The following is a 24,821-nucleotide window of genomic DNA, read 5'->3' on the forward strand; positions in this document are numbered from 1 at the left end:
TTGAGCTTCAAACGCGGACCGGAAAAGCCAGCACATCACTGATAGACTCACTGCCCAGAGCAATCATCAGCAGCCGATCCAAACCAATTGCTACCCCGCTGCAATCCGGCAAACCGAATTTCAATGCCTGCAAAAATGCTTCATCTTTGCTAACTACCGGCAAGTCATGGCTTAGCCGATAGGCAATTTCCTTATCAAAACGTGCCTCCTGTTCAACAGGATCGGCCAGCTCATAAAAGCCGTTGCCCAACTCCACACCGTTGATGAACACTTCAAAACGCTCACTGAGCCGAGAGTCATCGGCATTTAGGCGCGCCAGCGAAGACTGTATCGCCGGATAGCTATGCAGCAAATAAATCGTATCTTTATCCATCGTCCGCTGGACGCAATGGCTAAAAATAAAATCCAGCCACAAGGCATGATCGTCGCCGCATAGGTCGACAGCTTCCGGAAGCGCATTCGCAGCCGCATAAGCCTCATAATCGCTGCTGCAAAATGCCAAGGGATCCAAGCCGGTGGCATCCAAAAATAGCTGTTGGTAGCTGATTTGTTTGGCTGGCAATGCGGCATGAAAAGGTTGCAACAACTGCAACAATAATTCGGCGACTTCCGCCATCAATTGCCGCAAATCGTAGCCGACCCGGTACCATTCCAAAATCGTGAATTCCGGATTGTGATAGCGCCCGGCTTCGCCGTTCCTAAAGGCCTTGCAGATCTGATAAATACTGCTGCTACCAGCGGCCAACAACCGTTTCATCGCGAACTCAGGCGAAGTTTGCAGAAACAGAGTGGGTCGGGTGGGGGGGAAGTTAAACTGACTGCTGAAAAAATCCAGCTGCGGATCGGTACCGGTGGCTGGGCACAATAGCGGCGTCTCGACTTCCAGCACACCCCGTACCTCGAAAAAACGCCGTATCGCCGCCAGCATTTGCGCGCGAGTGCGCAAATGCGCCAGTGGGCAGCTCGGCTGCCAGCTTACCGTCACTCTTTGACGCGGGAAACGTATTCGCCGGTACGGGTATCGACTTTAATCACTTCGCCGATCTGTACAAACAAGGGTACGCGCACCACGGCACCGGATTCCAGCGTAGCCGGTTTACCGCCGCCGCCGGACGTATCGCCCTTCAGACCGGGATCGGTTTCGGTTATGGCCAATTCTACGAAATTGGGCGGGGTAACCGACAGCGGTGAGTCGTTCCACAAGGTCATCGTGCAAATATCTTGCTCTTTCAACCATTTGATCGCATCGGACACCGCATTTTTATCGGCTTGATACTGCTCAAATGTATCCGGCACCATGAAATGCCAGAATTCGCCATCGCTATACAGATACTGCATTTCCTTATCAACGACATCCGCACCTTCGACGGTATCGCCGGATTTGAAGGTACGTTCGATGACGCGGCCGGTTTTCAGATTTCTGATCCTGACCCGATTGAACGCCTGCCCCTTGCCCGGCTTAACAAACTCGTTTTCGATAATCGAACAAGGGTCGTTGTCCAGCATGATTTTCAAACCGCCCTTGAACTCGTTGGTGCTAAAAGTCGCCATTTTTTCCTCGTGAAACAAATAATAGTCGGACGATTATAATGGATAAGATTTTTAATCGGAAACCGGAGCAGCATTGAACACCCAAACCGCCGGCTGGCAACAGGCGCTGGCCGACGCATTTACCAGCGTCGAGGCCCTTTGTGACTATTTGAATATTTCAACAGACAGCATGGCATTGCTGCCGGATTTCAAAGCCTTTCCGCTCCGTGTGCCGCGCGGCTTTGCTGATTGCATGCGCCGCGGCGATCCAAATGACCCCTTGCTGAGACAAGTGCTGCCGACTCAGAACGAACTGATCGACTATCCGGGCTACAGCCATGATCCGGTAGGCGACCTAGGCGCGGTCGCCGAAGCAGGCATCATTCATAAGTATCACGGCCGGGTATTGTTGATCAGCACCGGCGCTTGCGCAGTGCACTGCCGGTATTGTTTTCGGCGCAATTTCCCTTATGCGGAGTTGCAGTTGTCAACGCAAAAAATTCAACAAGCGCTTAGCTACATCATTAGCCATCCGGAAATCAGCGAAGTCATCCTCAGTGGCGGCGACCCCTTGCTGCTAAATGACGAAAAACTCGGCCAGCTGTTGGCACGGTTAGGTGAGATTGAACATATCAAACGTATTCGCATTCATAGCCGAGTGCCCATCGTGCTACCAATGCGCATCACCCAACCACTGCTCAACTCTTTCTCCAGCCTGTCGCAACAAGTTGTGATGGTATTTCACGCCAATCATGCGAATGAGCTGAGTGCTGCCGTTGGAGCTATTTGCGGCGATTTACGCCGCCACGGCATCACTTTATTGAACCAAAGCGTTCTGCTAAAGGGAGTTAACGATGCCGGCCGCACTCTCTGCGAACTGAGCGAAAAGCTATTTGATCTGGGGATTTTGCCTTACTACCTGCATTTGCTGGACCACGCCAGCGGCACCGGTCATTTTGAAGTCTCCGAAACCACCGCCCGGCAATTGCTCGAAGATATGCAAAGCCATCTACCCGGTTATCTGGTTCCCAAGCTGGTTAAAGAACAGGCCGGAGCAGCCTATAAAATCCCAATTTGCTGAGCACCGGACAGTTTTCCGGCGACATGGATTCACATTTACCGATACCCGGTCTAAGATTTTTCCCGTCCCTCCCGGCCAGATCCCCGACATCAGCAAACTATGACAGATAAACTTGCCAATACTGCCAATCAGATACGCCGGTTCGTGCTGGTCGCAGTGTGTTTACTGTTGATAGGTGAGATTACCGTTGTGCTCTATCAAAACATAAACGGCACGAGTGAGCTGACCAAAATATTGATAGTTTTGCTGCCCGGACTGGCTGTCTTGTTGATTTTTAGCGAACTGCTGTCAAATCGGCAAATTTCATCCTCCGGACTGACACCCATCGGCGACTTTTACGACCATCTCGCCCAATCCGCCATCGTGGTCGATAATCAGGGGATTATTCGCCATGCCAACCAGGCAGCCGCTTTGTCGGTTGGCAAGTCCCCGGCGGAATTAGTCGGACAAGCCATACACGCCTGGTTTCACCCGACCAACCATGCCGAAACAGAATGTCCCTTATGCCAACACATCAAAGCCGGCAAGGCTATGCCTGCTAGCGACTATGCCTTTCCAAATCAAACATGGCAGCAAATCTCGCTTACCCGTCTGTCCACGCAGAACAACAGCGAATTAATTCAGTTCCATATCGACATCACGCCGCGAAAACAAGTTGAAGAACAATTGGCCCTGGTCATAGACGGCGCCCAGCTAGGCTACTGGGATTGGAATTATCTAAGCGGCGAACATTCCGTGAATCAACGTTGGCTGGACATGTTGGGCCTCAGCCATGACGAGCTGGATAACTATGTCAGCGACTGGGACAAACGCCTGCATCCGGACGACAGACAACGAGTGAAACAGTTCGTTGCCAAACATATAGCCTCCGACCGCCCCTATGTCGTGGAATTTCGCATGCGCCATAAACTCGGCCATTGGGTATGGATACAAGGTTCCGGCGCCGTTGTCGCGTACGATCCGGTCAGCGGCGCTCCAAGCCGGCTATGCGGCACGCACCAAGACATCAGCGTGCGTAAGCAGTCGGAGCATAATCTGCAACGCGCCTATCAAATTATCAGCCAGAGCGCGGCGGTGGTATTGAAATGGAATAATTCCGAAGGATTACCGATAGAGTTCGCCACTGAGAACGCCCGCCAGCTGTTCGGCTACAGTGTCGAACAATTGATTACCGGCAATCTGTTTTATCTCAACCTGATCCATCCCGACGATGTCGGGGTTTTCCTTCGCGAGATCGCCACCTGCCGCAACGATCCGGACTGTTCCGAAATAGCGCATCAACCCTATCGCATCGTCGCCCAAAACGGCGGCATAAAATGGGTGCAAGACCGCAAGATGGTGGTGCGCAACGAGCAAGGCAAGATTATTGACTATCAGGGTCTGGTGAGTGACATCACTCAGCAGCGTCAGCAATCCAGTGTGATTAGGAATATCGTCTCCAGCAACCTGCCGCAAAGTGCCGCGTCGCTGCTGGATAATCTGACGCTATTGACCGTGGAGACCCTGGGAGCCGATTTTGCATTAATTGCCGAAACAACGGGCAATGGGCGTGCCCGTAGCCTATCGCTTTGCACAAAAGGCAAAATTGTCGGTAACCGCGAATTCAGCCTGGATAATTCGCCTTGCCGCGAGGTGGCCGCGGGCTCTATTTGTTGTGTCGAACATAATGTAGCGGAACGATTCCCCGACGCCGACTGGCTGCGACGCCAACAAATTCAAGGCTATCTGGGCATTCCGTTACACGACAAACAACAAAATAGTTTCGGATTTATCTCGGTATCATACTGTCGGCCCATTCCCGATACTACCTTTGCCACAGACACCCTGAAATTATTCGCGTTGCAAATTACCGCCGAACTGGAACGCAGCCGTGCCATCAATGCACTGCAAGACCAAAAACAGCGCTTACTGGATGCACAAAGTATTTCCCATATCGGTGATTGGCATTGGCATTTGCCGGACAATCACTTTAGCTGGTCGGACGAAATGTATCGGATCACCGCAACCAGTAAAGCTGTTTTTACTCCCACCTTTTCCAGCCTTTTAAGCACGCTGGTTCACCCGGACGACCAAAGCTTTTTCAAAACATCGATGCAAAACGCGATCAGTAGCGGCAGTCTCGATTTCAGACATCGGATAGTGCTCGGTAACGACCAAATTCGTCATGTCCACCAACGCGGACAAGTTATTCGCGACGTTAATGACAAACCCACTGGCGTTCAAGGCACCATGCAAGACATCACCGACCGGCTGCAAACCGAGCAACGGCTGTTGGAAGCCAAGCAGCAGGCAGAACAGGCAACACGGGTAAAATCGGAATTTCTCGCCAATATGAGCCACGAAATACGCACGCCGATGAATGCCATTATCGGCTTGGTTGAATTATGTCTAAACAGCAGCATCTCCGCCAAACAGCGCGACTACCTGGAAAGAGTGGAAACCGCCTCGCGCTCGTTGATGACCATCATTGACGACATTCTGGACTTTTCCAAAATGGAAGCCGGAAAAATGCAACTGGAATCCGTACCTTTTCTATTGGAAGAAATGCTGGACAAGGTGTTTTCCACGATGTCGGAACTCTGCGCCAGCAAAGGCATAGCCTTGATTCGCCCACCTAAGACGCTAACTTTTCTCCCGGTGATCGGCGACCCGCAACGGCTAAGGCAAATTTTTATCAATCTGATCGGGAATGCGATCAAATTTACCGAACATGGCGAGGTAAGAGTCACGCTCACCGAACTTAAGCGCTCTGCGCAACAGACTTGTTTGCAGTTTAGTATCAGCGATACCGGCATCGGCATGAATGCAGAAAAACAAGCCAAACTATTCCAGGCGTTCAGCCAAGGGGACAGTAGCGTCACACGTCATTACGGCGGCACGGGCTTGGGCCTGATCATTTCCAAACAATTGGTTGAACAAATGGGCGGAACGATAAGCGTCACCAGCCAAGAAAACCTGGGCTCTACATTTACCTTTAGCGTCAAACTGGGCATTACCAGCCTTGCTTCGATACGCAATGCGCAATACCAACAAAAGCTCCCCCTCGATACGGGGAAATTGCAACATATCAGCGGCGCCCGAGTATTGCTGGTTGAAGACAACGAAGTGAATCGAATTGTGGCCATCGAGTTGCTGGAACAAGCACATTTGCAAGTCGACGTGGCCGAAAACGGCGAAATCGCCTTGGGCAAACTGCAACAAACCACTTACGACTGCGTGCTAATGGATGTGCAAATGCCGGTGATGGATGGCTATCAAACCACCAAACAACTACGAACACTCCCCGGCTGTCAAACCTTGCCGGTCATAGCGATGACCGCTAACGCGATGAGTAATGATCGCAACAAATGCTTTCAAGCCGATATGGACGATTTCATCAGCAAACCGATATTACCGGAAACGCTTTACGCCACGCTGGCAAAATGGATTAAACCGCGAGCCGACGGGATACCCCAGACCGATCCCAACAGCGAACAGTTGGAAAGCAATCCGCTTCCTTATCTGTATGGCATAGACACCTCGGCCGGCTTACAACATACGGCAGGGAATCTTGCCGTCTATCGAAAAGTGTTACTAAAATTTGCTGAAAACCATGCGGATACCATGAACGAAATCGGCCAAGCCTTCATACATAACCAGCACGACAAGGCCTATCAATTAGTCCATACTTTGAAAGGCTTAGTCGGCTCCCTCGGAGCGTTACAATTGCAAAGCCACTTAGTACGGCTGGAAGAGTCGCTAATCGATTTCCGCGCCAATATTGCCGACGTCCCGTATATCGATAGTAATATTGCCGCCACCACACTGGAGATGAGCAAGGTTATCAGCAGTATCAACAGTAATTTGGCCAACAGCGAAAGCCACAGCGACGGTGAACTGCGCTACTCGACACTGGAAACTCGGCAACAGCTGGCCATATTGATTGATAAACTGCAAACCTTCGATTCCGACTCGGACCAGCAACTTGAGCGGATTATGCGCCATATCGATGATAAAGCTCTGCTGCAAATCTTATTGCCCATCAAAAAACAAATTGCCAATTACCAGTTTGTAGATGCCGCGCAAGCTCTCAACCACATACTGGAACATCGGATATAGGAAAATGGAAAGTAGAAACACGCATACCATTCTGGCCGTGGATGATAGCCCGGAAAATCTGGATCTTATCAAGAATATTCTCGAACCCCATTACACGGTAAAAGTAGCCGTGCATAGCGAACTGGCGTTACATATCGCCACCAGCCAGCTTCCCGATCTGATCCTACTGGACATCATGCTGGACGACATGGATGGTTATGAAATATGCCACCAGCTCAAGTCGTCAGATAAAACCCGCAATATTCCGATTATTTTTCTGACCGCTAAACACTCGGAAGAAGATGAGGTACACGGTTTTCGAATCGGCGGTAGCGACTACATCACCAAACCGTTTTCGCCATCGATTGTTTTAGCAAGAGTACGCACTCAAATACAGCTAAAAACTAAATCCGATTTATTGGAAAAACTGGCATCGCTGGATGGACTGACCGAGATACCCAACCGCAGAGCGTTTGACGCCGCCCTGGAACGCCAATGGAACCAGTCCAAACGCACCGGCATGCCGCTCTCGTTGTTAATTGCCGATATTGACAATTTCAAACAATTTAACGACTACTTTGGCCACCCTATGGGCGACGAGTGCCTGAAACGGGTGGCGCGTGCCTTGCAAACCATTACCCACAGACCCGAAGACTTGGTAGCAAGATTGGGCGGTGAAGAGTTCGCCATCCTGCTTCCCAACACCGACAGCATAGGCGCCCTGATGCGTGCCGAGCAGTACCGCGAAACCATAGAGAACCTGAAAATACGGCATACGCAGAACAATCCCAACAATTTCGTGACCATATCCCTCGGGGTTGCGACGCTACAGGCCCACACGTTCGACGACGTTGCCAGTTTATTGAAAGCAGCGGACGATGCGTTATATCAGGCCAAGCATCAAGGGCGGAATCGTATCTGCGCGAATAACTTGTCCAACGGCAGGTAGTTTAGAGATCTGCGCGTCGTTCCAGTTTCGGAAAGCGTCTATAATCCCCGCTAATCCACTCGATACCTTATTACCTCGGCTTTTTGTTTATGCATCTTTACCTCGACTTTAATGCTTCCTATCTTGCCGCGTTTGTAATGGGTTTATTCAGCAGCCTGCATTGCATAGGCATGTGCGGCTCCATTATCGGTACCCTGACTTACAGCCTGAAACCCGAACTTCGTAACGACAAGCGCCGTCTGTTCGGCATCGTGCTGAATTACAACATCGGTCGGGTTCTCAGCTACGCGATGGCCGGTGCCTTGGTTGGCGTGCTGGAGGCCTTCTTAACTTTACCTTTTGCTCAAGGCCAAGCGCACAGATTTTTGCAACTCCTCTCCGCCGTGGTGATGGCGGGTGCAGGGCTTTACCTTGGCGGCTGGTTTCCGTATTTTGCCTATATAGAAAAAATGGGCGCACGCTTCTGGAAACTGATCGAACCATTCGGCCGCCGATTGATTCCGGTACAAAACCGCACCCAAGCTTTGTTGTTTGGTATGGTGTGGGGCTGGCTACCCTGTGGCCTGATTTATACGGCATTGGCACTAGCAGTTACCACGGGGAGCATTACCCACAGCGCGCTCACGATGTTAGCATTTGGATTGGGCACTTTACCTGCCGTAATGGGTGTCGGTATAATGACCTCATTACTGGCGAGGCTTTCGAAAATCCGGCACTTTAAACACGCGGTGGCAGCCTTGTTTATTATCTTTGCGCTATTAGCAGCCTTCCCATGGCTCTATCCGATGCGCGTTGAACACATCATGACGTTTTGAGAGGTTTTACAGTGGATAACTTCGATCCTATTATTGGACAATCTCCCGCAATCGAAGCATTGATTCGCAGCGCTCGTATCGTTGCGGCGACCGACGTTACCGTGCTGATCAAAGGCGAAACCGGCACGGGAAAAGAAGTACTGGCAACGGCCATTCAAAAGGATAGCCCGCGCGCAAATAAACCTTTCATCGCCTTAAATTGCGCAGCACTCCCTGAGGGTCTGGTTGAATCAGAAATATTCGGCCATAAGAAAGGCGCTTTTACGGGCGCGGTATCGGACAAGCAAGGTTTGTTTCAGGCAGCCGATGGCGGCACTTTGTTTCTGGACGAAATCAATTCCTTACCCTTGGGAATCCAGGCAAAACTTTTGCGCTTTCTGGAGTCGGGAGAATGTTTACCCGTTGGCGGCACCAAACCCTACATGGTGAATGTGCGCGTGATTGCTGCCTCCAATGCCGACCTCACCAAACTGATAGAAAACGGTCAATTTCGTCAGGACTTGTATTTTCGCTTAAATGTAGTGCCGCTGGAATTGCCGGCATTACATCAGCGCACCGAAGATATAGAAATACTGGCGAAACACTTTTTCACACACTTCTCGGCCGCACATTCCCTGGAACCACCTACTTTCAGCAGACAAGCCATAAAAACGCTGCGCAGCTACAAATGGCCGGGCAATGTACGTGAATTGCGCAATCTTTGCGAAAGACTAAGCATTCTGCTGGCGGGCAAAGTAATCGAGCCGGAAAATCTGCCCCACGAATTCAACCGCAGCGCAATAACAGTCAGCTCGGACTTTACTTTGCCGGAGTTGGGTCTACAACTAGATGCACTGGAAGCAGATATGATTCTGCAAGCTTTGAACAGAACCAAAGGCAATCGCAGCAAATCGGCGCGCTTATTGGGCATTTCCAGAGACACCTTGCTTTACCGGATTCAAAAGCACGGCTTGGCAACACACTAAGCCATACGGTTTACCGGGGGCTGCATGGTTCAGCCCCAGCCTCCACTTAAACAGCTAACGCCGCCGCCTGACCCACTGCACAGTAACATTATCGCTTTTACCTTGGGCTCGTAACACTGCCATTTTTGCCATCTTCTGCAACTCCGGCTTTCCGCTACCCTCTTGCGATAACGCCAACAATTCCTGTTCCTTTACAAACTCCCAAAAACCGTCGCTACAGAGCAGAAAGGTTTCGCCGCATTTCATCGGTGGGAAACAGGCAATATCCACCGCAGGCGCAGTCAACACATTGATACTTCGGGTCAGCTTATGCTGATCGGGATGAACACCCATCTCCCATTCGCTGATTTTTCCCTCGTTAAACAGTTGTTGGGGCACAGAATGATCTTTTGTACGCCATAGAACTTGCTCGGAATTGATCCGATAAACTCGCGAATCTCCGCAATGCGCCACTATCGCTCGTTCCTGGTCCAGATACAGGATTGCACAGGTGGTGTGGGCATCGCTTGCAAACGGATCGTCGGCAAATAGTTCACTCATATTCCTAACAGCTTCCGCAATCCAAGCAGCCATGACCGTTTCTGCCTTCACTGAGGCTATATGACCATGATATTTTTCCGCCAGAGCAATCAAGCTACGGCAAAAAAATTGTGAAGCTTTTTCGCCGGAGTAATGTCCGCCTAATCCGTCAGCGACCACAAATAATGCGTAATCAGAGCACACCCGGTGCGCCATGCAATCCTGATTGACCTCGCGATTGCCTATCGAGGTTAATTGATAAAACTCGAGTTCGTTCTGCATTACATCAACCGAGTAAACGCGACTCCCGCATGACGCGCTTCATATCCCTGACCGCGCTATCCAAGCCGGAAAACAACGCTTGCGCAATCAAGGAATGACCAATATTTAGCTCGACAATCTGCTCAATCCGGCAAATAGCTTCCACATTGGCGATATTCAAGCCGTGGCCGGCATTCACTTGCAATCCTGCTTGGTGCGCATAAGCCGCAGCCGTGCGGATTCGTTGCAATTCTTGCTCCCGCTCTAGTTTACTTGCAGCATCGGCATAGCGACCAGTATGTAACTCCACCACCGGCGCCCCCGCCTGGACCGCCGCGTCGATTTGCCGATAATCCGGATCGATAAACAAAGAGACTTCTATATTCGCATCCGCCAATTGTTGGCAAGCAGAACGCATCTTTTCCGCGGCGCCTGCCACATCCAGACCGCCTTCGGTCGTCAATTCCTCTCGGCGCTCGGGCACCAAACAACAAGCTTGTGGCTCGACCTTAACCGCAAACGCCAACATGGCTTCTGTCACGGCCATCTCCAGATTCAACCGGGTGTGCAACATATCCTTTAACAAATAAATATCTCTGTCCTGAATATGCCGCCTGTCTTCGCGCAAATGCGCGGTAATACCGTCAGCACCGGCTTGCTCGGCGATCAGCGCAGCCTGCACCGGCTCGGGATAACGAGTACCTCTCGCCTGACGCAAGGTCGCAACATGGTCGATGTTGACACCTAATAAAATGATTTGTTTTTCCATTGAATATTGGTCCGCAAGCGGATGAGAAAGAGGGATGAAAGACGGTCAACCTATCCTGACTTTTATCTTTCGCCTATAAATACTTAATAATTTTTGCCAGGACATCCCTACTTTTCAACTGTCTGCCTTGCAAATGTCCATCCAGCATTTTTCTGAAGAGCAGTTTGGCTTCGAGCAGCGCGCGGCCTTCCAACGAAGCCCTTTCGGCCAATATTGACAAGGTTTCACCAGCGACCAAACCTTCGTTATCCGCGACCATGCCGAAATCAGCTAAAAAATTGTAGCGCTGACCTATCTTGATGGGATTACCGTTAGCTTCCGAATCCATCGCAACGGCGTAGCCAGCTTCTTGCAATAAATCCAGTTCAAAATAACGCAGAGTCTGCTCGATACATTCACCAAGCAATAAACCACTCAAGCAGCGCTCGTAGCAGCTAAATATCTCGGGCTGGGGATCGTCTTTGTGCACGAATAGTTGCACCAACTCGTTCACATAAAATCCGCAGTAAAGCGCCAAGCGCTCTAAAGGGTAGCTGTCGACGTATTCCACCTGAGACAGAATTTTTAGTTCGTTTTTATCGACAAACGACAGCCGCAAGGCGCTGAAAGGCAATAACAACCCGGCTATTTTCGACTTTTCCTTACGTACGCCCTTGGCGAGCATGGAAACCACGCCAAAATCCCGGGTAAAAACATCTAACAATACGCTGGTTTCCCGGTATGGCCGATGCTGCAGAACAAACGCCGGCTGTAAATAAACGGCCAAGCCGCTCATTAATGGCCAAAATCGCTAAAACCTAAACTCTGTAAGGCGCGCTCGTTATCCGACCAACCCTTTTTCACTTTAACCCACAATTCCAGATAGACTTTTTGGCCGATCAATTTTTCAATATCAACCCGCGCCTCGCTACCGACTTTTTTCAGCATTTCGCCCTGTTTACCGATGACGATGCTTTTCTGGCTGTCCCGCTCTACTAAAATCGCCGCGTATATTTTGCAAAGCTCCGGAAACTCCTCGTAGCGTTCGATTTCGACAGTCAGCGCATAAGGTAATTCATCGCCTAAACGCCGAGTCAATTTTTCGCGAATAATTTCAGCGGCAAAAAAGCGCTCCGGCCTGTCGGTGATTTGATCTTCCGGATAAATGAGCTCGGCCTCGGGCAGCAACGCCATAATGTGCTGTTCCAGCACCTCAAGATTGGTATTTTTCAAGGCCGAAACCGGCACGATATGCTGAAACGGATATTTTTGCTGCGCCTCGGCGAAGAACTTCAGCACCGCATCCTTATCCTTGATTTTATCGACCTTGTTGATTGCCAAGATAACCGGCAGTCCGGCTTGCTCGAGTTTCTTGAAAATCTTCTCGTCGTAGTCGTGCCAATACAAGCCATCCAGCAACCAAATCACGACATCGACTCCCAGCAAGGTGCTGTCCGCAGTCTTATTCAGATAACGATTCAATACCTTTTTTTCGTCGCTGTGCATGCCCGGTGTGTCCATGAAGATGGCTTGACCAGCGGCTGTCGTCTTGATACCCAGAATTCGGTGCCGGGTAGTTTGCGGTTTTCTTGAGGTGATACTGAGTTTCTGACCCAGCAAATGATTCATCAGCGTCGATTTGCCGACATTGGGCCTACCGATTAAAGCAACATATCCGCAGTTCATTTATCCCTGGATTGTAAAAAATTTAACATATTTTCGGCAGCAGCCTGCTCGGCCTTCTTTCTGGAAATACCGACGCCATTGCGCGTTTCCGGTGTTAATGCGATGGTGCATTTCACTTCAAAGGTTTGGGCATGATCCGCGCCGGACATGCTGACCAATTCGTAAATCGGCAAGGGTTTACGGCTGGCTTGCATCAACTCCTGCAAACGGGTTTTCGGATCTTTGGTCCAATCGTCTACTTTCAGCGCGGCCAGCTTGTCATCGAATAATCGCAATATCCACTGCTGACAAACCTCAACGCCTTGGTCTTTCAGCAAGGCCCCCATGATGGCTTCCAACGCATCCGACAAAATCGAATCTCTACGGAAACCGCCGCTTTTCAGTTCGCCGGAACCGAGAATTAGATAATCACCGATATTGTGCTGTCTGGCCACTTCCGCCAGCGAATTCTGGTTGACCAAACTGGCACGTAGCCGGCTTAAGGCGCCCTCTCCCGCCTCGGGGAACAGTTCGTATAGTTTTTGGGCGATCACGAAGCCCAACACGGAATCGCCCAGATATTCCAGGCGCTCGTTATTTCTGGCACCCATGCTACGATGAGTCAAAGCCATCGTAAATAAGCTGGGATCGTTAAAGGTTAAACCCAACTTACCGGCTAGAGTTTCAGGCTTTTTAATCACTTATTGCCAGCTTCGAATCCCTCGTGGAATTCAACCAACACACTCAAATTACCCATAATGGGCTCCACTCGCTCGTAGTCGATGTCAACCCGTACATAGCCGGGTTGCGCGACAATTTTGATATTGTCATTGGTGACGTGCTCTACATAATTCATATCAAAGCGTTTTTCCAAGCTACCCTTTATATCAGACTTAGTTTTAGTCACTATATCGGTAGTGTTTTCCACCGCTTTCAAGGCGTTTACCACCCGGCTATGATTGATATAAATCGGCGCAATTTTTAGAATCAATAAGGTAAAAAAACCAATTAACGCCAAAATAAAGGCAATGGACAGAAAGGTTAAACCGCGTTGTTTTTTTAATGATGACGGCATAACACTACCCCCAAGAAAAATTAGAAATAAACCGACGACTGTTGAGAGTCCACCGCATTAAGCATTGTTTTTTCGGATTATCTAACAGCAAACCGCTCAACGCAGCACTGTGCCTAGCCGGTCGAAAGCAATACCGTTATTTTGCCAGTCCCAATTCATCCAGATAAAAAAGGCTCTACCCACCAGATTAGCTTCCGGTACCGTACCCCAATAACGACTGTCATTACTGTTATCGCGGTTATCGCCCATGACGAAATACTGACCCTGCGGCACAACGAACACATCCTCTACGGACGAAGCCCCGTGACTTACCAGGATGGAATGCTCAACCCCCAACAAATCCTCTTCCAGCCGCTCGGCACCGCTCATATTGCTGCCCTGCCCGACGCCTTGATAACGTCCCAAAGACACTTGCTTGGCGGGTACGCCGTTGACGTAAAGCTTTTTATCAAAGTAAGCGACGCGGTCGCCCGGCAAACCTATCACTCGTTTGATGTAATCGACTTCCGGCTGTTTCGGAAACCTGAACACCACGATATCGCCGCGCTTGGGCTCACCCATTTCGATAACCTTGGTGTTCAGCACCGGTAAGCGCACCCCATAACTGAATTTATTCACCAAAATAAAATCACCGACCAACAATGTCGGCATCATCGATCCCGAGGGAATCCGAAAGGGTTCGAACAGAAACGAGCGCAGCAACAATACGATCAACACCACCGGAAAAAACGAACGGGCATATTCGACCAATAACGGCTCGTTCTCAGTAGGATAAGGTAGATTGGCCCGCTTCAGATATAAGCTATAGCCACCCCAGACAACGCCGGTGACAAAACTGGCTACCACCAGAAAAAATGAAAAATCGTAATCCATAATTGATCGTTATTACTCTTTATTGACCTGCAACACCGCCAGGAAGGCTTCCTGTGGAATCTCGATACTACCCACCTGCTTCATGCGTTTCTTACCGGCTTTCTGTTTTTCCAGCAGCTTTTTCTTACGGGTAATGTCGCCACCATAACATTTGGCTGTGACATTTTTGCGCATGGCTTTTACGGTAGAGCGGGCGATGACCTTGGCACCAATAGCCGCCTGAATCGCCACTTCGTACATCTGCCGCGGAATCAGATCTTTCATCTTATCGACTAAATCTCGACCACGGTTCTGACTCAAATCCCGATGCACAATAATAGACAAGGCATCGACTTTATCGCCATTGATCAAGACGTCCAGCTTAACCAGCGGCGCAGGCTCGAAGCGCAAAAATTCGTAATCGAAAGACGCATAGCCGCGGCTACAGGATTTCAAACGATCAAAGAAATCCAGCACTACTTCACTCATCGGTAGTTCGTAACTAAGCGATACTTGGCTACCGGCATATTGCATGTTTTTCTGGATGCCGCGTTTTTCGATACACAGATTGATCACATTACCCAAGTAGGCCTGCGGCACCAGAATATTGGCCTGAATAATCGGTTCGCGAATCTCGACAATGGTGCCGACGTCCGGCAGCTTAGCCGGATTGTCGACCATAACGACCTCGCCGCCATGGGTTTCCACTTCGTAAATAACAGTCGGCGCGGTGGTAATCAGATCGATGTTGTATTCGCGCTCCAGCCGTTCCTGGACGATCTCCATATGTAGCATGCCGAGGAAGCCGCAACGAAAGCCAAAACCCAGCGCTTGCGAGGTTTCCGGTTCGTAATTGAGTGCCGAGTCATTCAGACGCAATTTATCCAACGCTTCGCGCATGGCGCCGAAATCGTCGGAACTGACCGGATACAAACCAGCAAACACCCGCGGCTGGACTTTTTCAAACCCCGGCAGTACTTCACTGGCTGGATTGTCGGTAGCCGTAATGGTGTCGCCAACCGGTGCGCCGAAAATATCCTTGATGCCGGCGACGATAAAACCTACTTCGCCGGTGTTGAGTTGCTGTTTCTCCAGTTGTTTGGGGGTATAAACGCCCAATTTATCAACCAGAAATGACTTTCCGGTCGACATGACGGTAATTTTTTGCTTTTTACGTAGACTTCCGTTGACGATGCGCACCAAGGACACCACGCCCAGATAGTTGTCGAACCAGGAATCGATGATTAAAGCCTGTAACGGCGCATTTTCATCACCCGCTGGCGGCGGAATCTTTTGAATCAGTTGATCCAGCACCGCTTCCACGCCGATGCCGGTCTTCGCGCTGATCTTCAAAGCTTCATCGGCCGGAATGCCGATCACATTCTCAATTTCTTCCATCACCCGCTCGGGTTCAGCTGACGGCAAATCGATCTTATTCAAGACCGGCACGACTTCCAAACCTTGTTCGATGGCGGTGTAGCAGTTAGCGACGCTTTGCGCTTCGACGCCTTGAGCCGCATCGACGACCAGCAAGGCACCCTCGCAAGCCGCCAGCGAACGCGAAACTTCATAGGAAAAGTCCACGTGGCCCGGCGTGTCGATAAAGTTCAGCTGATAGGTGACGCCGTCACTGGCCTTGTAATCCAGGGTGACGCTTTGCGCCTTGATGGTAATGCCGCGTTCCCGTTCCAGATCCATGGAATCGAGTACCTGCGCCTCCATTTCCCGGTCGCTTAAGCCGCCACAAATTTGAATAAATCGGTCTGCCAATGTCGATTTCCCGTGATCGATATGGGCAATGATGGAGAAATTTCTGATATTTTTTTGATCCACTTAGCTTCTAGTTAATTCGTTAGGTTTACAGAATAAATGCGGTAGCTGCCCTGCCCCCGCGAGGTACTGCTTTAGGCGGCCTTGGCCAGTATTTGTCTGAATTGCGCGACGGTTTCGGCAGTCAGCGGCTGCCGCTGGTTGTCCCAGACCACGCCGTCAAGTTCGTCGGCCAACGTATCGATGGTTTCCATGAAATCATCGAATACCGCCAACGGTGCATCGACTTCGCGCGGTTGCATAAAAAACACGATGCCGGGGCAATAAAAATCTTGTAGCCCGGTGTCCGGGAAAGTACCGGGGTCAACCATGCTGGCGACCGCGAAATCGACCATGCGATTGGCATCCACCCGCTCGAATACCCGCACACTGCCATAGCGCAAGCCCACACGTTCGAAAGCCTCGAACAGATCTTCGCCATTAAAGCCTTGGTCGGCACGGGCAACGATGCTGAACTCGATCAAAGCCGGCAATTCCAAACGCCGCGAATTAGCCAAGGTCGCGGCTTGTTTTTTCTCGACATCCTTGCGCAAAGCATCGGCAGACGGTTTTGGGCTGGGCTTGATGGCTTGATCGTCTAACAGAGCATCTCCATCAACCAACTCGTTGCCTAACGCAAATACATCCATTTCATCGTCGTCTTCCTCGACCGAAAACTCGTCAACCACTCGGTCGTCGTAAGAGTCCTCGTCGTAATAATCGTCAGGGGTGCGTCTTTCTCGCAACGACTTGACGAAATGCCACAACACCATGCCGATCATCACCAGCACGCCGATCAAAATAATCACGACTCTTAATAATTCTTTATCCATTAGCTTTCTGCCATGCTCACTGCTTCATCAATATCAACCGCCACCATTCTGGATACTCCAGGCTCCTTCATGGTAACACCTGCCAGATGTTTTGCAATTTCCATTGTGACTTTGTTGTGCGAAATATACAAAAACTGTACGGTTGCCGACATGTCTTCCACCATCTGCGAAAAGCGCACGACGTTAGCATCGTCGAGCGGCGCGTCCACTTCATCCAGCAAACAGAATGGCGCCGGATTCAGTTCAAAAATAGAAAAAACCAAGGCCACCGCCGTCAAGGCCTTTTCGCCACCGGACAACAAATGAATCGAGCTGTTGCGCTTGCCGGGCGGCCGGGCAATGATGTTGACGCCGGCTTCCAGCAAATCGTCTTCGGTGAGCTCCAGATAAGCCTGACCGCCACCGAACAAACGCGGAAATTTTTCTTTCAAGCCACTATTGATCTTGTCGAAAGTCTCTTTAAAGCGTTGGCGGCTTTCCTTGTCGATCTTACTGATGGCCTGATCCAAAGTATTTAAGGCATCGACCAAATCGTCATGCTGCTCGTTTAAAAATTTCATCCGTTCGGATTGGGTTTTGAACTCTTCGATGGCAGTCAGATTGATGGATCCCAACTTTTCTATCTGATCGGTCAATTCGTCGACGGCATTTTTCCATTTCGTTTCGCTCGCGCCTTCGGTTAGATTAGTTAGAATCACCTCCGGATCGGCATCAACCTCGGTCAATTGCTCCGCAATCGTTTGCTGACGCACCCGGCTATCCTGTTGCTCGAAACGCACCTGATCCAAGGCTTCTTTTTGTTTTTCCAAGGAGCGTTGCGTTTGCGAATATTGCTCGGCTAACTGACTGACCGTCTGCTCGCTAGCCTGCTGAGCCTGGCGCTCGGACTGCAGGTTGTCCTCGAATTCGGCTTTGCGCTCCAACAACTCTTCCAATTGCATTTTCTCATCGTCGAGCGGCGCCAATGAAAAGTGCAACTTGTTTTCCAGTTCGGCGATACGATCAGCCGATTGCTGATGCTGCAATTGCAAACGCTCAATCTGTTTGGCGCTCAGCACTTCCGAAGACTTCAGCGATTCGATCTGCGCATGCAAGCGGTGCAAGTGCCGGCGCGCTTCATCGACCGAGGCATCGGTGTTTTGCTGTTGCGCTTGAATCTGTTGATTCAATTGCTCCAATTCGGTTTTCTTGTCGCCCAAATCGCCCAAGGCCTGCTCGGCGTCCTGCTTGATCATTTCCGCTTCGGAAATGCTTTCGGCGTTTTCCGCCAGATGCTGGCTAATTTCCTCGATCTCGTGATCGAGCTGCTCCAGGCGCCGCTTTTGCTGTTCGAAACGCGCCGATTGCGCACTGTACTCGGCGCTCTTAGCGGAAAACTCGGCACTGAGCAGTTTTTCCTTTTGTTGATAGTGCTCGCGATTGCTTTCGGCGGCCTTCAACTCCTGTTCGGAGTTGGCCAATTGCTCTTCGTCTTCAGCAATCATCATTTGCAATTCGCTTTGCCGCTGCTTCAGTTCGCGTAATTCCTTTTCCCTATGTAGTACCCCGGCCTTGCTGTCGCTACCACGGCTGATTTTGATCCAGTCCTTGCCCAACCAAGTGCCGTCGGCTAATACCACCGACTCATGCGCCTGCAAATTCATTTGCCGGGCTTGCTGCATGGTCTCCGCACAATAGATTCCGCTTAGCAGACCGGATAAATCCCAGCGACTACGCAACTTACTAGCCAAGGCCGCTGAATCGGCACTGGCGCCACTCGAACTGGCATGCGTCTCAAATACCACCAAGGACTGTTTGGTCAAATCCTGCAGCTCACCCAAAATTGAGTCCGCGCTATCCACACAGATCGCCTCTAGATAACTACCCAGTACGGTTTCCACGGCGGTTTCCCAGCCTTCTTCCGCATCGAGAAATTCGGCCAAGCGCGGTTGTTGCTCCAAGCCCACCTGCTCCAGCCAGACTCCCAACTCCTTTTTGTCCTTACCCATCGCATGCTGCTGCAACAATTCCAAGGAACTGATCTTACCGTTGACCTTCTGCAACTCGGCGCGATTGGCGTGCAGGCTGTCGTGAAGTTGTTTGATGGCCGGCCTTAGTTCGGCGATGCGTAGCAGCACGACTTCCAGTTGCTGCTGCAACTGTTCGCGTTCGGCTTCAATCAATTCGATACTGCTATCCAGGGTTTCTAATTCCAGTTGCAACTGTGTATCGGCCAAACCACCGCGCTCACCCTGTAATTTATCCAGTCGGGTCTGCAACTGCCGATTCTGGTTTTCCAGCTGCACCAGCTTGGTCCGCTGTACTTCGGCTTGTTCGCGGTAGCCGGCGTTTTCCGCCAAAAAAGCTTCCCACTGCTGCTGCCATTGCTGCTTTTGCAGATGCGCGTCTTGCTGAATGCCCAGCAAGTCTTCCTCACGCTCGCGGGCAACGATCATGGTTTCTTCAGCTTCCAGCAAGGTCTGACGGATTTCCTCCAATTGCTGCCGGTCCTGCTCGCATTCGGATTGCGCCTGCTCAGCTTGCAGTTTCAAGCGATTGATTTCGACCAGGGTTTCCTCGTGGCTTTTTTGGTTGTGCTTGATGGCCTGCTCCAGCCGACTGACTTCGGCGACCACCGCATAATATTCGGCTTGGGTACTATCCAAATGCTGCTGCTGGGCTTTTTGTTCACCGCGTTTAAGTTCCATGGCTTTTTCGGTATCGCGCAGCAACACGAACAAACGATTGTGCTCGGCGGCGATACTTTGCAGTTTTTCCTCCAGCTTCTGTGCGGAACGCTGAAAATTTTGCCAGCGCATCGCCAGCAACTCTTGTTTGTACTGGCGTTCCTGCTTTTTCAGTTCCGTGTATTTCTCGGCTTTCTCGGCCTGCTTGGCCAAATTCTTGATTTGCTTTTCGACTTCGTCGCGCAAATCGTTCAAGCGCTCGAGATTCTCGCGGGTATGGCGCATGCGGATTTCAGTTTCCGAACGCCGTTCCTTATACTTCGATACACCGGCCGCCTCCTCGATATGCACCCGCAAATCTTCGGGCTTGGCTTCGACCATTCGGGAAATCGTGCCCTGTTCGATGATCGCATAGCTGCGCGAACCAAGACCGGTGCCCAAGAACAGATCGGTAATATCTTTACGCCGACATTTGGAGCCGTTGAGCATGAACAGCGATTGGCCGTCGCGGCTGACTTGGCGCTTGATGGAAATGGTGGCGTACTGCGAATACTCACCGCCGGCCTTGCCCTCGCTGTTGTCGAATACCAGTTCGACTGACGCCATACTGACCGGCTTGCGGCCCGACGAGCCATTGAAAATCACATCGGCCATATTACCGCCGCGCAAATGCTTAGCCGAGCTCTCGCCCATCACCCAACGTACCGCGTCGATGATATTGGATTTGCCGCAACCGTTCGGACCGACGATCGCAGTCAAATTGCCGTTGATCGGTATCGTGGTGGGATCGACAAAGGATTTGAAACCCGAAAGTTTGATTTTTTCCAGCTTCATGCCTGATTTATGACGCTCAAGACCGTTTACAAAGCCCGCTATTATCGTCGAAATGCCGTTTCGATTCGAATGGAATTTAAATCGGCTTAACACAGGGCCTCAAACCAAAAGCAGGATTTCGTCTCGAAAATCAATACTTAATCAGATTGCGGGTATCGCTTGACCAAGCCGACCTAAAAGTCAGACTGCCAAATCCAGCAACCGAAAACCGCCCGATATTGCAGTCGACGCCAGCTTTGCGCATACATTGGCATTGCCCACAAACATCCGCTCTTTACGCCTTTTTTACACGGCTAAAAATAAAATCCGCAGATAGCCAAAAGTTGCCGAAAACCAAGCAATTTTGCGGCATTTAATTAATCTCGTTAGCCGGAGAACGCATGCTGCGGATCATTTATCTGTTTGGATTGGTATCACTGATTTTTCCGGAACTCGTATCTGCCGAATCGGCGCCAGCAGCGCCACAGACCTTTCACCTTGACCTTACCCAACATTGGGTTGGCTACTTTTCACTGGTCGTGATGATCGTTGCCTATATCTCGGCAATGCTCGAAGACTTAACCAATCTGCGTAAATCCAAACCCATGCTGCTGGCGGCAGCTTTAATCTGGTTTGTCATCGTCCTGGCGTATCAACAACACGGCAATAGCTTACCGGCAACCACAGCATTTAAAGGTAACTTGCAGGCTTATATAGAATTGCTGCTGTTCATCATGGTTTCGATGACCTACTTGAATGCGATGGAAGACATGGGTATTTTTAATGCGCTGAAGATTTGGCTGGTCAGTAAAGACCTCAGCTATCGCCGACTATTTTGGATAACAGGATTTTTAGTTTTTCTCATTTCCTGTATCGTCAACGGCTTGACCGCTGGCTTGTTGATGGGCGCTGTCGTGGTAGCCGTTGGCAAAAACAGCCCGCGTTTTGTCTCGCTGGGCTGCTTGAACATCGTGATTGCCACGAATGCCGGCGGCACATTTAGCCCACTGGGCGGCATATCGACACTGTTTGTTTGGCAGCATGGCATCCTGGGCTTTACCGAGTTTTTTAAATTGTTCGTACCTTGCCTGGTCAATTTTCTAGTCCCGGCGGCAGCCATGCATTTTGCCTTGCCCAAAGACAAACCCATCGTCGACGCCGAGCAAATTTCGTTACCGCGCGGCGCCAAGCGCATCCTGTTCTTGTTCGGCGCCACCATCAGCTTGGCAGTTGGTTTTGACATGGCCTTGGGATTACCGGCGGCGGCCGGCATGATGGCAGGCCTATCCTTGTTGCAATTCTTTTATTTCTATCTCCAAAAATCCGATAAACCGAGCAGTCCGCAACAGTCGGAGTTTTCCCTATTTTTCGGCGGCGGCGACGTGAACTTGATGACTAACGAAGCCAAGCGCCTGGATATTTTCGATAAAGTGGGCCGACTGGAATGGGATACCTTACTGTTTTTCTACGGCGCGATGATGGGAATTGGCGGCTTGGGCTTTATCGGCTATCTTGATGCCATTTCTCAGGTGTTATACGGACAATTCAGCCCGACTCTGGCGAATGTGATGATCGGTTTATCGTCGGCATTCGTCGACAACGGTACGCTTATGTTTGCCGTGCTAACCATGCACCCGGATATTCCGCAAGGCCAATGGTTGTTGCTGACCTTGACCCTCGGTGTCGGCGGCAGCCTGCTGGCCATCGGCTCGGCCCCGGGCATCGGTTTGATGGGGCAAGCCAAGGGGCAATACACCTTTGCTAGCCACATGAAATGGTGCCCGGTCATCCTGTTGGCTTACTTCGCCAGTATCGGTACGCATATGCTGTTCAATGCCGGGTCTTTCTGACCGGTCGAATGGCTAACAACCGCAACCCACGCGCTAATATCGACGCCCCAATGACACTATCCGAAGCTTGGCTATCCCCGCAAAAGCGCGAGCGCTTCCTCGGCCATGCCTGGGGCGTCGCCGCCCCCTTCATTTGCACGTTGATCGATTGGCCTTTGCGCGATCTGTTGGGACCGGCCAGCATCCTGATAACTTATTTACTGGGCGTATTTCTGGTCGCCAGCCGCTACGGCCGTAGCGCATCCATCGTCGCATCGCTACTCAGCGCACCAACTTTTGCCTTTTATTTTGCCCGCCCCATATTCTCCTTTGCGATTAGCGACTTGGAAAATATCGTCGGCTTGGCGGTGATGATCATCGTCGCGAATGTCACCGGCAGTCTGCTTGAAAAATCGCGCATGCAAGCCGAGTTAGCCAAACAGCGTGAATCGCATACCAATGCGCTCTATCGATTGAGTCGCGACCTGGCGGCGGCACAGGATCATAACGCCGTAGCACGTATCGCGGCCGAACATATCGACAATGAATTTGGTACCGATTCGGTTCTGCTGATTGCCAATACCGAAAACGGCCTGCAAATTCAAACGAATCAAGCATTGCCCATTTCATTGCAAAGCCTCGACCATACCCTGGCACAGCAAGCCTTCGAGACAGGTGAAGCCAGACTTCAGCCCCTATTAAGCTATTACCCACTGCAAGGATCTAGCGCTGCGCAAGGAGTTCTAGCCGTCCTACAAACCGAAGCATTGGCTAGACAAACGCCAGAAGTAAACACCTTCTGCCATTTAATCGCGCAAACCTTGGAACGATTTCAACTCGCCGCGCAGGCCCGAGAGGCCAATCTGCAAGCCGAAACCGAAGCCTTGCGCAACGCCCTGTTAAGCTCCATATCCCATGATTTGCGCACGCCTTTGACCCGCATCATCGGCGCGGTCGGCACCGCTATCGAGAATGATGCCGGATTATCAGCCCCGGAACGCCAGGACCTGAATCAATCGGTATTGGAAGAAGCGCAACGCATGTCGGAGTTGACCGGCAAAATTCTGGACATGGCTCGCTTAAGTAGCGGTCAAATCATTTTGCACAGAAGCTGGAACACCATTGAGGAGATAGTCGGCAGTGCTCTGAACCGTTTGGATAGACAGTTACAGGACAGACCGGTCCGCACCCTGCTGCCTGATAGCTTACCGCTAGTTTGGATAGATGCCGTGCTGATCGAACAGGTGCTGGTGAATCTAATCGAAAACGCGGTTAAGTACACGTCGCCAGGCAGCCCGATTGACATCGAGGCCGTGTCGCTGCGCGATCAATTCCGCTTAACCGTAGCGGATTACGGTCCGGGCATCGCCAAGAACCAACAAATTCGGATTTTCGAAAAGTTTTATCGCGGCACTACCGAAACCGGACAAAACGGGGTTGGCCTGGGACTCGCATTGTGCAAGGCGATCATCGAGGCACATGGCGGGATGATTTATGTGAAAAACCGCATCGGTAAGGGCGCGGAGTTTCTTATCGAACTGCCTTTGCACGAACCGCCGCAGTTGGCCGAATCGGAAGCGATTGGAGGCCTAGCATGACTAATGCGCCTTTAATTTTATTAATAGAGGACGACGCGCAAACCCGACGTTTTCTAAAAACCAGCCTCAGTCTTCGCGGCTGGTCCATGATCGAAACCGACTGCGGCAAATCCGGCCTGGCGATGCTCAGCAATGCCAATCCCGACTTGGTGATCTTGGATCTGGGCTTACCTGACATGGACGGAATCGCGGTGACGCGACGCTTGCGGCAATTGTCTGACCTGCCCATTCTGATACTGTCGGCGCGCAGCCAGGAACAAAACAAGATCATGGCACTGGATGCCGGGGCCGACGATTACTTGACCAAACCCTTTGGCAGCGGCGAATTGCATGCTCGGCTACAAGCTTTGATGCGCAGGGTTACACGCAGCCTGAGCAATCAAGAGACTTTTGAAAGCGGTCAGTTAAAAGTCGATCTGACGCGGCGCAAAGTATTTGTTGTCGACCACGAAGTGCGCATCACCCCTATCGAATTTAGGCTACTCGGCATTCTAATCCGTCATGCCGGGGTGGTCGTCACCCATCGCCAGTTACTGCAAGAGGTCTGGGGTGTGGAGCACATACACGATCAACATTATCTACGTATTTACATGGGCCAGTTGCGCCACAAACTGGAAGTCAATCCGGCGCGGCCGCGTTATTTGCTGACTGAAGTGGGGGTGGGGTATCGCATGGCGGTTAACGATGACGATTAGAGTTTGACCCAGCCTGTAACAGCGGCTCTTTCTAAACTGTT

At 50.9% G+C, this 24,821-nt stretch carries 20 protein-coding genes; 8 read left to right on the forward strand and 12 right to left on the reverse strand.

From position 1 onward, the window contains the following. Positions 1-7: 7 nt before the first annotated feature. Together epmA and efp are read right to left on the reverse strand one after the other, a co-directional pair. Entirely contained in the window at positions 8-985 is a 978-nt protein-coding gene (epmA, locus tag JWZ98_RS16265; protein ID WP_205450960.1) for an EF-P lysine aminoacylase EpmA, read from the reverse strand. Continuing rightward, a complete protein-coding gene (gene efp, locus JWZ98_RS16270; RefSeq protein WP_033155525.1) occupies positions 982-1,551 on the reverse strand; it encodes an elongation factor P in 570 nt (189 codons plus the stop codon). The genes epmA and efp overlap by 4 nt, the downstream gene beginning before the upstream one ends. A 73-nt stretch (positions 1,552-1,624) precedes the next feature. Here efp and epmB point away from each other — a divergent pair, with 73 nt between their 5' ends. The 5 genes from epmB (at position 1,625) to JWZ98_RS16295 (ending at position 9,417) form a co-directional block, all read left to right on the forward strand. Next, positions 1,625-2,611 carry an EF-P beta-lysylation protein EpmB gene (gene epmB, locus JWZ98_RS16275; RefSeq protein WP_205450961.1) on the forward strand — a complete coding sequence of 329 codons (987 nt, stop codon included), beginning with the start codon at positions 1,625-1,627 and terminating at the stop codon, positions 2,609-2,611. Positions 2,612-2,710: 99 nt separating this feature from the next. Then, a complete protein-coding gene (locus JWZ98_RS16280; RefSeq protein WP_205450967.1) occupies positions 2,711-6,709 on the forward strand; it encodes a PAS domain-containing protein in 3,999 nt (1,332 codons plus the stop codon). Positions 6,710-6,713: 4 nt separating this feature from the next. Further along, the gene (locus JWZ98_RS16285) at positions 6,714-7,637 is read left to right on the forward strand and encodes a diguanylate cyclase (protein ID WP_205450969.1); all 924 of its coding nucleotides are present in this window, start codon (positions 6,714-6,716) and stop codon (positions 7,635-7,637) included. 89 nt (positions 7,638-7,726) lie between these two features. Next, on the forward strand, positions 7,727-8,452 hold the full coding sequence (locus tag JWZ98_RS16290) for a sulfite exporter TauE/SafE family protein (RefSeq protein ID WP_020485298.1): 726 nt from the start codon (positions 7,727-7,729) through the stop codon (positions 8,450-8,452). An 11-nt stretch (positions 8,453-8,463) separates the two neighbouring features. Next, positions 8,464-9,417, forward strand: a complete 954-nt coding sequence (locus tag JWZ98_RS16295; protein WP_033155529.1) for a sigma-54 dependent transcriptional regulator — start codon at positions 8,464-8,466, stop codon at positions 9,415-9,417. A gap of 54 nt (positions 9,418-9,471) precedes the next feature. Here JWZ98_RS16295 and JWZ98_RS16300 read toward each other — a convergent pair whose 3' ends face one another. The 10 genes from JWZ98_RS16300 to smc all read right to left on the reverse strand — a co-directional run bounded on the left by JWZ98_RS16300 (position 9,472) and on the right by smc (position 20,679). Further along, positions 9,472-10,218 (reverse strand): PP2C family serine/threonine-protein phosphatase, encoded by a 747-nt coding sequence (locus JWZ98_RS16300; protein ID WP_205450970.1) that lies wholly within the window; start codon positions 10,216-10,218, stop codon positions 9,472-9,474. 4 nt (positions 10,219-10,222) lie between these two features. Next, positions 10,223-10,966: a pyridoxine 5'-phosphate synthase gene (pdxJ, locus tag JWZ98_RS16305; protein ID WP_205450971.1), complete on the reverse strand. Its 744-nt coding sequence runs from the start codon at positions 10,964-10,966 to the stop codon at positions 10,223-10,225. A 73-nt stretch (positions 10,967-11,039) separates the two neighbouring features. Beyond that, positions 11,040-11,741, reverse strand: a complete 702-nt coding sequence (recO, locus tag JWZ98_RS16310; protein WP_205450972.1) for a DNA repair protein RecO — start codon at positions 11,739-11,741, stop codon at positions 11,040-11,042. Continuing rightward, positions 11,741-12,631, reverse strand: a complete 891-nt coding sequence (gene era, locus JWZ98_RS16315; protein WP_033155533.1) for a GTPase Era — start codon at positions 12,629-12,631, stop codon at positions 11,741-11,743. The genes recO and era overlap by 1 nt, the downstream gene beginning before the upstream one ends. After that, positions 12,628-13,311, reverse strand: coding sequence for a ribonuclease III (gene rnc / locus JWZ98_RS16320; protein ID WP_205450973.1), 684 nt, complete (start codon positions 13,309-13,311; stop codon positions 12,628-12,630). Before rnc ends, era begins: the two co-directional genes overlap by 4 nt. Next, positions 13,308-13,685: a DUF4845 domain-containing protein gene (locus tag JWZ98_RS16325; protein WP_033155535.1), complete on the reverse strand. Its 378-nt coding sequence runs from the start codon at positions 13,683-13,685 to the stop codon at positions 13,308-13,310. The genes rnc and JWZ98_RS16325 overlap by 4 nt, the downstream gene beginning before the upstream one ends. A 96-nt stretch (positions 13,686-13,781) precedes the next feature. Continuing rightward, the gene (gene lepB / locus JWZ98_RS16330; protein WP_033155536.1) at positions 13,782-14,558 is read right to left on the reverse strand and encodes a signal peptidase I; all 777 of its coding nucleotides are present in this window, start codon (positions 14,556-14,558) and stop codon (positions 13,782-13,784) included. 12 nt (positions 14,559-14,570) lie between these two features. Beyond that, the gene (lepA, locus tag JWZ98_RS16335) at positions 14,571-16,370 is read right to left on the reverse strand and encodes a translation elongation factor 4 (protein ID WP_101054918.1); all 1,800 of its coding nucleotides are present in this window, start codon (positions 16,368-16,370) and stop codon (positions 14,571-14,573) included. Positions 16,371-16,441: 71 nt separating this feature from the next. Next, complete coding sequence (locus tag JWZ98_RS16340) at positions 16,442-17,179, reverse strand: cell division protein ZipA C-terminal FtsZ-binding domain-containing protein (protein ID WP_033155538.1); 738 nt, start codon at positions 17,177-17,179, stop codon at positions 16,442-16,444. Then, entirely contained in the window at positions 17,179-20,679 is a 3,501-nt protein-coding gene (gene smc, locus JWZ98_RS16345) for a chromosome segregation protein SMC (RefSeq protein WP_205450974.1), read from the reverse strand. Before smc ends, JWZ98_RS16340 begins: the two co-directional genes overlap by 1 nt. A gap of 380 nt (positions 20,680-21,059) precedes the next feature. Between smc and nhaD the strand changes: the two genes are divergently transcribed. Genes nhaD through JWZ98_RS16360 form a run of 3 tightly spaced genes read left to right on the forward strand, consistent with a single transcriptional unit; the run spans position 21,060 to position 24,780 of the window. Next, complete coding sequence (gene nhaD / locus JWZ98_RS16350) at positions 21,060-22,508, forward strand: sodium:proton antiporter NhaD (RefSeq protein ID WP_205450975.1); 1,449 nt, start codon at positions 21,060-21,062, stop codon at positions 22,506-22,508. A 50-nt stretch (positions 22,509-22,558) separates the two neighbouring features. Next, the gene (locus tag JWZ98_RS16355; protein WP_205450976.1) at positions 22,559-24,085 is read left to right on the forward strand and encodes an ATP-binding protein; all 1,527 of its coding nucleotides are present in this window, start codon (positions 22,559-22,561) and stop codon (positions 24,083-24,085) included. Then, complete coding sequence (locus JWZ98_RS16360; protein ID WP_205450977.1) at positions 24,082-24,780, forward strand: response regulator; 699 nt, start codon at positions 24,082-24,084, stop codon at positions 24,778-24,780. Before JWZ98_RS16355 ends, JWZ98_RS16360 begins: the two co-directional genes overlap by 4 nt. Positions 24,781-24,821 lie beyond the last annotated feature (41 nt).

Origin of the sequence: Methylomonas sp. EFPC1 (assembly GCF_016925515.1) — a bacterium.
Taxonomy (GTDB): domain Bacteria; phylum Pseudomonadota; class Gammaproteobacteria; order Methylococcales; family Methylomonadaceae; genus Methylomonas; species Methylomonas defluvii.